The organism is Streptomyces sp. NPDC090127 (genome assembly GCF_044746945.1).
Lineage (GTDB): Bacteria > Actinomycetota > Actinomycetes > Streptomycetales > Streptomycetaceae > Streptomyces.
In genome coordinates, this window is record NZ_JBIVDE010000001.1 from 852,328 (window position 1) to 861,164 (window position 8,837).

At 73.9% G+C, this 8,837-nt stretch carries 7 protein-coding genes and 1 pseudogene; 3 read left to right on the forward strand and 5 right to left on the reverse strand.

The window, feature by feature from the left end; genetic code table 11:
- Positions 1-272 precede the first annotated feature (272 nt).
- Positions 273-1,034 carry an isoprenyl transferase gene (locus tag ACIPPS_RS03730; protein WP_401426374.1) on the reverse strand — a complete coding sequence of 254 codons (762 nt, stop codon included), beginning with the start codon at positions 1,032-1,034 and terminating at the stop codon, positions 273-275.
- Between the two features lie 111 nt (positions 1,035-1,145).
- Here ACIPPS_RS03730 and mgrA point away from each other — a divergent pair, with 111 nt between their 5' ends.
- Positions 1,146-2,183: an L-glyceraldehyde 3-phosphate reductase gene (gene mgrA, locus ACIPPS_RS03735; RefSeq protein ID WP_401426376.1), complete on the forward strand. Its 1,038-nt coding sequence runs from the start codon at positions 1,146-1,148 to the stop codon at positions 2,181-2,183.
- Between the two features lie 666 nt (positions 2,184-2,849).
- On the opposite strand, the pseudogene ACIPPS_RS03740 reads toward mgrA, so the two are convergent.
- Positions 2,850-3,179: pseudogene (locus ACIPPS_RS03740) on the reverse strand (winged helix-turn-helix transcriptional regulator); the annotation flags it as partial.
- A gap of 92 nt (positions 3,180-3,271) precedes the next feature.
- Here ACIPPS_RS03740 and ACIPPS_RS03745 point away from each other — a divergent pair.
- Positions 3,272-4,429 carry a winged helix DNA-binding domain-containing protein gene (locus ACIPPS_RS03745; protein WP_401426378.1) on the forward strand — a complete coding sequence of 386 codons (1,158 nt, stop codon included), beginning with the start codon at positions 3,272-3,274 and terminating at the stop codon, positions 4,427-4,429.
- Between the two features lie 24 nt (positions 4,430-4,453).
- Here ACIPPS_RS03745 and ACIPPS_RS03750 read toward each other — a convergent pair whose 3' ends face one another.
- A complete protein-coding gene (locus ACIPPS_RS03750) occupies positions 4,454-5,992 on the reverse strand; it encodes a DUF2079 domain-containing protein (RefSeq protein ID WP_401426380.1) in 1,539 nt (512 codons plus the stop codon).
- 25 nt (positions 5,993-6,017) lie between these two features.
- Positions 6,018-7,025 carry a prepilin peptidase gene (locus ACIPPS_RS03755; protein WP_401426382.1) on the reverse strand — a complete coding sequence of 336 codons (1,008 nt, stop codon included), beginning with the start codon at positions 7,023-7,025 and terminating at the stop codon, positions 6,018-6,020.
- A gap of 95 nt (positions 7,026-7,120) precedes the next feature.
- Here ACIPPS_RS03755 and ACIPPS_RS03760 point away from each other — a divergent pair, with 95 nt between their 5' ends.
- Positions 7,121-7,489, forward strand: a complete 369-nt coding sequence (locus ACIPPS_RS03760; protein WP_401426384.1) for a DUF192 domain-containing protein — start codon at positions 7,121-7,123, stop codon at positions 7,487-7,489.
- Here ACIPPS_RS03760 and ACIPPS_RS03765 read toward each other — a convergent pair.
- On the reverse strand, positions 7,461-8,666 hold the full coding sequence (locus tag ACIPPS_RS03765; protein ID WP_401426386.1) for a mannosyltransferase family protein: 1,206 nt from the start codon (positions 8,664-8,666) through the stop codon (positions 7,461-7,463). The genes ACIPPS_RS03760 and ACIPPS_RS03765 overlap by 29 nt on opposite strands.
- Between the last annotated feature and the right edge of the window lie 171 nt (positions 8,667-8,837).

Genomic DNA, 8,837 nt, shown 5'->3' on the forward strand with positions numbered 1-8,837 from the left:
GTCGGGGCGCGACGGAAGCGGTGTCGCTGCGGGATGGGACCGGGCTCTGGCCACGATGCGCGGGCCGAGCTCCGGCCCTCCGCTCCGTCCGTACATGTCCTGCACGGTCGTCCTGGTGCAACGGGCCTCCCGGGTGGCGGTCTCCGTGCCGCTCACTCTGCAAGGGGTATTCCCTCGATCACGCGCCGCCATGCCATGGCATATGACGACGTGTTCGTGAACAGAGTCGAACGTCCGGTGATCGCTCCCGCGGACGGGGGCCGGATCCGGGCTCAGGTGCCGTAACGGCGGTGGCGCGCGGCGTAGTCACGCAGCGCCCGCAGGAAGTCGACCTTGCGGAAGGCCGGCCAGTGGACCTCGCAGAAGTAGTACTCCGAGTGGGCGCTCTGCCACAGCATGAAGCCGGAGAGCCGCTGCTCGCCGCTGGTGCGGATCACCAGATCCGGGTCGGGCTGACCGCGCGTGTAGAGATGCTCGGAAATGTGTTCGACGTCGACGATCTCGGCGAGCTCCTCGAAGCTCGTGCCCTTCTCCGCGTGCTCCAGGAGCAGCGAGCGGACCGCGTCGGCGATCTCCTGCCGGCCGCCGTAGCCCACCGCGACGTTCACGAGTATTCCCGTGTTGGCGTGCGTGGTCTGCTCGGCCTCCTTGAGCACGGACTGCGTACGGGCGGGCAGCAGGTCGAGCGTGCCCACGTGGTGCACCCGCCAGCGGCCGTCGGCGGCCAGCGCGCGCACCGCGCCCTCGATGATCGCGAGCAGCGGGCGGAGCTGGTCCTCGGGCCGGTTCAGATTGTCCGTGGAGAGCATCCAGAGCGTGACGACCTCGACGTCCGTCTCGGCACACCAGCCGAGCAGCTCCTGGATCTTGTCCGCGCCGGCCTTGTGGCCCTGCTCGGGGGTTCCGCCGGAGGCCTTGGCCCAGCGCCGGTTGCCGTCGAGGATGACACCGATGTGCTTGGGCACCTGGTCGTGGTCGAGGCGGCCTTCCACCCGGCGCGCGTAGAGCCCGTACACCAGGTCGCGCAGGTTCACTGTTCTTAACCCCTCCATGCCGCGGCGGTCCCCGCAGCCGACCACATTACTGCGGACGGGTAACCGCCACCCAGCCCGGGACTGTCACAAGTCCGTGATAAGCAGGAAGGCGTGACTGACTCCCCGATCTACACCGCCTCCGCGGACCGCTACGCGCACATGGAGTACCGCCGCACCGGCCGCAGCGGACTCAAGCTCCCGGCCGTCTCGCTCGGCCTCTGGCACAACTTCGGCGACGACAAGGCGCTCGGTACGCAGCGCGCGATCCTGCGCCGCGCCTTCGACCTCGGCGTCACCCACTTCGACCTGGCGAACAACTACGGGCCGCCTCCCGGCTCGGCCGAGCTGAACTTCGGCAAGATCTTCGCCCAGGACTTCGCGCCGTACCGGGACGAGCTGATCGTCTCCACCAAGGCGGGCTACGAGATGCACCCCGGCCCGTACGGCGAGTGGGGCTCCCGCAAGTATCTGATGTCCTCGCTCGACGCCTCGCTGAAGCGGATGGGCCTCGACCACGTCGACATCTTCTACTCGCACCGCTTCGACCCGCACACCCCGCTGGAGGAGACGATGGGGGCGCTCGCCTCCGCCGTCCAGCAGGGCAAGGCGCTGTACGTCGGTGTCTCGTCGTACACCAGCGAGCAGACGGCCGAGGCGGCGGGGATCCTCAGGGAGATGGGCGTCCCGGCGCTCATCCACCAGCCGTCGTACTCGATGATCAACCGCTGGACCGAGGAGGACGGCCTCCTCGACACGCTGGAGGCGGCCGGCATGGGCTGCATCTCCTTCGTGCCGCTCGCCCAGGGCCTGCTCACCAACAAGTACCTGAAGGGCATCCCGGAGGGTTCGCGGGCGACGCAGGGCAAGTCCCTCGACCCGAACCTGCTCTCCGACGAGGTCCTGCGGCGGCTGCGCGGCCTGGCCGAGATCGCCGAGCGGCGGGGTCAGTCCCTGGCGCAGCTGGCGCTGTCGTGGGTGCTGCGCGACGAGCGGATGACGTCGGCGCTGATCGGCGCGTCCAGCGTCGCCCAGCTGGAGGAGAACGTGGCCGCGCTGACCGCGCCTCCGCTGACGGACGAGGAGCTGAAGGAGATCGACACCTTCGCCGTGGACACCGAGGGGACGAACATCTGGGCCGGGCGGGGCTGAGACCGGCGCTGGGCGGCGGGGCCTGGCCGACGGAGGGCTGAGGCGGGGCCCGGGCTGCGGCGGGGCCCGAGCTGCGGCGTGGGCCCGGGCTGCGGCGTGGGCCCGGGCTGCGGCGTGGGGCCCGCAGGCGGGCGGCGGCGCGGGGCTGGGACGAGGCCCGGGCTGCGGCGCGGGGCCCGGGAACGGGCGGCGGCGGGGGCCGGGGAAGAAAAAACGGGCCGGTCCGTGGGGGGGATACGGACCGGCCCGAGGGGGGGTTTCCACCATAACCCTTCATAAGCGGTGCTGCGTGCCACGCGGCGCGGCCGGTCCCTCCCGGATTGCTCGGAGCCCAGTCAGGACAAGGGCCGTGGCCCTCTCTGGCGGGTTTGCGCCCCGGCGTGGCGGCGGGTTCCGTACCTCCCAAGAGGGACCCCCTCGGAAGGGCCCGGGGTTGACGGACGCCCGCCGCCGGACGCAGGTCAGGCGGCCTGCACCGCGCGCGGGTCAGGCGGCCTGCACCGCGCGCGGGGCGTCGGTGGTCTGCACCGCACGCCGGGCGTCGGCCGCCTGCACCGCGCGCGGGGCGTCGGCCGGGGCGTCCCGCCCGACGGCCGGCCCGGTCTCGCTCACGCTCACACCCTCGCTCACGTCCTCGCTCTCGGACGCGCGCTGGGCCGCCTTGTGGGCGAGGATCTCCGCCATGAAGTGCTCACCCCAGTCCCCCAGCGGGAGCAGCGCCGTGTTCAGGGACTCTCCGAGCACCGTCAGGGTGTACTCCACCCGGGGTGGGACCTCCGGGTAGATCTCCCGGTGGACGATGCCGTCCGCCTCCAGTTCACGCAACTGCTGGATCAGCACCTTCTCGCTGACCCCGCCGATCCGCCTCCTGAGCTCGCCGAAGCGGGTCGCGCCGTGCGCGTGCAGCGCCCACAGGATGAGCGGCTTCCACTTCCCGCCGACGACATCGACCGCCGCGTCGAGCCCGCAGCCGTACACGGTCTTCCCCTTGGCCATCGCCAACTCCTCGTCCGGTCCCGACTTTTCGACTCCTGCCCCTTCGGGGAAGGCGGACAGGCCTTGACCTATTCCGCGCCTACCGTCGAAGCATGACGACCTCTACCCCACCACAGGTCACCTGGGCGCGTGCCGACGCCCGCAGGATCCACCGGCAGTTCCTGGACGAGCCGGCCGACGCCCCGCCGGCGGCGGTGACCGCCGCGATGCTCGGCGCCCACGCCCAGGTCCTCTCGGCCGCCGAGCTGTCCGTCGCGCTGCGCACGGCGGAGGGCACCCGGGCGGACGTACGGGCGGCGCTCTGGGAGGAGGGCACGCTGGTCAAGACGTACGGGCCGCGCGGCACCGTCCATCTGCTGCCCGCCGCCGACCTGCCGATGTGGACCGGCGCGCTCTCCGCGATCCCCACCGGGGCGAATCCGCTGCCGCCGGACGTACGGATGACGGCGGAGCAGACCGACGAGGTCCTGGCCGCCGTCGCGGACGCCCTCACGGACACGGAGCTGACCGTGGACGAGCTGACGGACGCGATCGTGGCCCGCACCGGTCCCTGGGCGGGCGACCGGGTCATGGACGCGTTCCAGGACAAGTGGGCGCGCTGGCGGCAGATCACCCACCTGGCCGGCCATCGCGGGGTGCTGTGCTTCGGCCGGGACCGCGGCCGGAAGGTCACGTACACCAACCCGGGGGTGCGTCCGGCGGAGGGGACGGCGGCGCTCGGCGACCTGGTGGAGCGGTATCTGTACGCGTACGGCCCGGCGGGCCCCCGGCACTTCGCGAAGTGGCTGGCGGCCCCGGCGGGCTGGGCGACCGGCCTCTTCTCCTCGCTGGCCGGGTCCGGGCGGATCGAGGAGGTGGAGTTCGAGGGGGCGCCGGCCTTCGTCGTCGCCGGGGACACCGCGTTCCCCGAGGAGCGGCCGGCGCGCGGGGTGCGGCTGCTGCCGTACTTCGACGGCTTCACCATCGCCTCGCAGCCGCGCGAGGCCCTGTTCCCGGGTGCGGCGTACCACCGGGCGCTGGCGGGCGGCCAGGCCGGGAACTACCCGGTGCTCCTGATCGACGGCACGGTGGCGGGCGTCTGGCACCAGCGCCGTGCGGGGAAGCGGATCGTCGTGACCGTCGAACCGCTGAGGCCCCTGAGCCCGCCCCGGCTGCGGGAGCTGGAGACCCAGGCGGAACGGGTCGCCACGATCCTGGAGGGCAGGGCGGAGCTGACGGTCGGCACGGTGACGGTGGGGCCGCACGCTTAGGGCGGGGACCGGCGGGCGTGGCGCCTAGCGGAGGGCGTGGCGGAGGAGCGTCACGCCGTCCCTCGCGGCCACGACCTCGTACCCGTGTTTCTCGCGCGCCGCCCGCAGCTCGGCCTCCTGCTGCTCGACGGGGTAGGGCCACGGGCCGCTCTTCTGCGGCCACGCCTCCGGGGGGACGGAGTCGTAGACGATCCACTCGGCCGTGGGCGCGGGCAGCGGGCCGGTCTCCCGACGGTCGAGGCGGGTGTCGACCGGGAACGTCGGGAAGATCACGACCTCGCAGCGCGAGGTGAGCTGCGGGGCCAGCCGGTTGGAGGCGGCGACCGTCGCACCGTCCGGGATGCGCGCGAGCAGCGCGCGGGCGGCCTCGATGTGGGGCGTGGTCCGCCAGGTGGGCCGTTGGACGAGCTGGGCCAGCGGGAACGCGGGGATCATCACGGCGGTCACGGCAAGGACGGTGGCGAGCGAGGCGCGCACGTTCCGGACCACCTTCTCGCGGCTCAGCACGTCGATGAGACCGGCGAACACGACGGGCATGAGGATCGCGCTGTAGTGGTACGCGGTGCCCCAGTGGAAGGGGTTCTCGGAGAGCATCCGCCAGGCGAGCGTGGGGACGGCGATCATCGCGAGCGGTGAGCGCAGGGCGAGCAGCGCGGACGGCGCGAAGACGAGGATCAGGGTCAGCGCCTTGACGTCGGGGCGCAGGGCGTCGAGCGGGGCATGGGCGAGGGTGGAGAGCAGCGAGCCGTGGCCGTCGGCGAGGTTGCCGCCGTGGGCGTAGTCGCCGCCGGGGTTGAAGGCGGGCAGCAGCAGCTTGATCTCGACGAGGGAGCCGAGCAGACCGACGGCGGCGGCGGCGATCCCGAGCCGCCGGGGCCCCTTGACCGCGACGTAGACGCCGACGGCGGCGAGGGTCAGCCCCAGGTCCTCCTTGACGAGCAGGAGCGGCGCGGCCCAGGCGACGGCGGCGCGCCAGCGACGGTGGGCGAGCGCTTCGAGGGAGAAGGCGAGCAGCGGTACGGCGAGGGCCACCTCGTGGAAGTCGAAGGCGGCGGCGGAGGCGATGCCCCAGCTGAGCCCGTACCCGGCGGCGACGGCGTGTGCGGCACGGGCACCGAGCGCGCGCCGGGCCCAGCGGGCGAGGGGGACGACGGCGAGGGCGAGGAGCGCGGACTGGGCGAGGAGCAGACTGAGGGGAGAGGGCCAGAGGCGGTAGAGCGGGGCGAGGGCGGCGAGGAGGGGGTGGAAGTGGTCGCCGAGGAGGTGGAAGCCGGGGCCGCGCAAGGGGACGACGGGGGCCCGGAACTCGGCGTAGGCGCGCACGGCCTGCTCGAAGATGCCCAGGTCGTAGCCGGTGGTCCGGAGGAGCTGGTGGCGGCGCACGGCGACGGTCGCGTAGAGCAGACACAGACCCGTGGCCCAGGCCCAGGGAAGGACGGCGGGCCGGCGGTACCAGGGGGCGGGGGCGGCCGCCGCCTCCGCCGGCTCCTTCTCCGTCGCGCTGTCTGTCGCGCTCTCTGTCGGTACAGGCTCTACGGGCAGATTGTCATTGATTGTCCGCATGTGCCCGAATGCTAGGTCGCGAACCTCAGGCGGAGGCGGAGAGCGCGCCGAGGAGCAGCCCGAGCAGGGCGCCCCCGATCATGAACGGCCCGAAGGGGATCGCGGACTTCCGGCTCCCGCGCCGGGCGAGGACGAGACCGAGCCCGTACAGCGCACCGAGGACGAAGCCCAGGAACGTACCGACGAAGAGGACGCCCCAGCCGTACCAGCCGAGGGCCGCGCCGACGGACAGTGCGAGCTTGACGTCCCCGAACCCCATACCGCTCGGCCGGATCAGGAAGAGCACGAAGTAGCCGCCGCCGAGAGCGAGTCCGCCGAGCAGCGCGTGGGGCCAGGAACCGGCGTCGTACGGAAGGAGTTCGGCGCCGAGCAGCAGCAGCGGTACGCCGGCGGCGAGCGGGAGCGTGAGCGGGTCGGGCAGCCGGTGGACGCGGACGTCGACGGTGGCGAGGAGGACGGCGAAGGGCGCGCAGAGCAGCCAGACGGCGAGCTCGGGCCGCGGCCCGGTGGCGGCGGCGAGCGCGGCGCAGGAGAGGGCGGTGAGGAGAAGGGGGGCAAGGAGAGGGGGGGCGAGGAGAGGGCCGAAGGGGCGGGGGCGGCTCGTCGGGCGCGGGTGGGGTTCGGATTCCCTCGCGAGGGGGCTGGGTTGCACGGCCGTGACGAGGGGGGCCGACTCGGGCGGCCGGATCTCCGTCGTGGTGCCGTCGGCGGGCCCAGACCAGCGGGGCTGACGGGTCTGGCGGGTCTGGCGGGACTGGCGGGACCGGCGGGGCTGGCTGCGTGGGCGGGGTCGGGAGGACTGGCGGGACTGGCTGCAGGAGCGGGACCGGGAGGACCGACCGTGTCGGCAGGGCCGGCAGGTGGGGCCCGCGAGCCAGCCGCGTGCCGGGCCGCCGGTCAGGGGGTGGCCCGCGCCGCAGCTGTCGCGCCACGGCTGGTCCGGCTCGACCGACAGCCGGTACGCGGCGCGCGGCACGAGCAACCCCGTGGCGGCGCCCCACAGCGCGGCGACGACGATCAGCGTGACGAACACGCGGCGACCCTACCCACCCGCACCGCACCGCTACCTTCTCCCCTACGGGGAGACGGGCGACGGACAACGGGCAACGGGCAGACGAGGGAGGGCACATGGGCAAGGCGGACAGGTGGCGCGACGGCACGACGACCCTGCTCGTCGGCGCGGAGCGGGTCCCGTTGGAGATCGCGGCGTCCTACCGGGCGCGGCGGCGCGGGCTGCTCGGCCGTGACGGCATCGAGGGCGCGCTGCTCATCACCCCGACGAACAGCATCCACACCTTCGGGATGCGCTTCGCCGTCGACGTGGCCTACCTGGACCGGAACCTCACGGTCCTGGACATCGTGACCATGCGGCCCGGGCGGCTCGGCATGCCGCGCCCGCGCGGTCGGCACGTCCTGGAGGCGGAGGGCGGGGCGATGGCGGGGTGGGGGCTGCGGAAGGGCGCGCGGATCACGGTGGTCCCGACCCGAGGAGCGTGAAGGCGCCGTACGCGCCGGAGGCGACCGCGAGTCCGGCGAGCACGAGGACCTGGTTGCGCGGGCGGAGCCGTACGAGCGCGACGGCGGCCGGCAGCAGCAGGCCGAACGCGGGCATCATCAGGCGCGGCCGGGACCCGAAGTACGCGGCGCCGATGAGCGAGATCACGACGACGGCGATCGTGTAGACGAGGAGCGGCAGCGGCTGCCGCCCGCGGACGCACAGGGCGACGAGCCAGCCGAGCAGCGCGAGCGCGGCGACCAGGCCGAGCGCGGCGAGCGGCGGGAGGCCCCAGATGAAACGGGCGAGGGCGACACCGCCGTCGATGGAGTTGCCCCAGGCGGCCTGGACGTCGAAGTAGGCGGTGGGGCTGGACTCGCGCACGCCGACGTAGACGACGTACGCGAGCCAGCCCAGCGGCGCGAGGAGGACACCGACCGCCATGCGGGCGGGCAGCTTCCGTTCGCGTACGACGGTGACGAGGGCCGTGACCCCGATGGCGGCGATCAGCGCGGCGGCCGTCGGCCGGGTGAGCCCGGCGAGTGCGCAGAGCGCCCCGGCCAGGATCCAGCGCCCGCGCAGCACGGCAAGGAGCGACCATGCGGCGAGGGCGGTGAAGAGCGTCTCGGTGTACGCCATCGACTGCACGAACGCGGTCGGGTACACGCCCCAGAGGACGGCGAGCACGACCCCGACGGGCCGCCGTCCGGTGACGTGCGCGCCGACGGCGTAGATGCCCCAGGCGGCGGCGAGCGAGGCGGCCCAGGAGACGAGCAGCCCGGCGGTGGCGGCGTCGACGGGGAGGACGGTGGAGAGGGCCCGTTCGAGCGCCGGGAAGAGGGGGAAGAAGGCCAGGTCGGAGTGGATGCTGCCGTCGGGGAGGGTGACCTGGTACCCGTAACCGTGCTCGGCGATCCGGACATACCAGACGGAGTCCCAGCGGCCGCTCAGCCGGTGCAGCCCGTCCTTGCCGGTCGCGACGGCGGCGACCGCGAGGACCGCGAGGCCGATGACGCGAGTGGCGGCGTAGCCACCGAGGGCGAGGGCGGGGGCGGGGGCGGGCGCGGGGTTCTGCGCAACGGTGGAGGCGGGGGCGGGGGCGGGGTTCTGCCCAAGGGCGGGGGCTGGGGCGGGGGCGGGGCCTGGCGAGTCGTGCGAGCGGGGCCGGTCTGGGGACATGCGCTCGATTATGTCCGGCGGGCGGACGGGGGCCGGGGCGGGGAGGAAGGCGAGGGGCGGGCGCGGGGGCCGGGGGGAGGGAGGGGCCGGGCGGGGGTAGCGAGGGCCCGGGGGAGCGAGGGGCCGGGGGGGAGGGATGGGTCGGGGGGAGGGATGGGTCGGGGGGAGCGA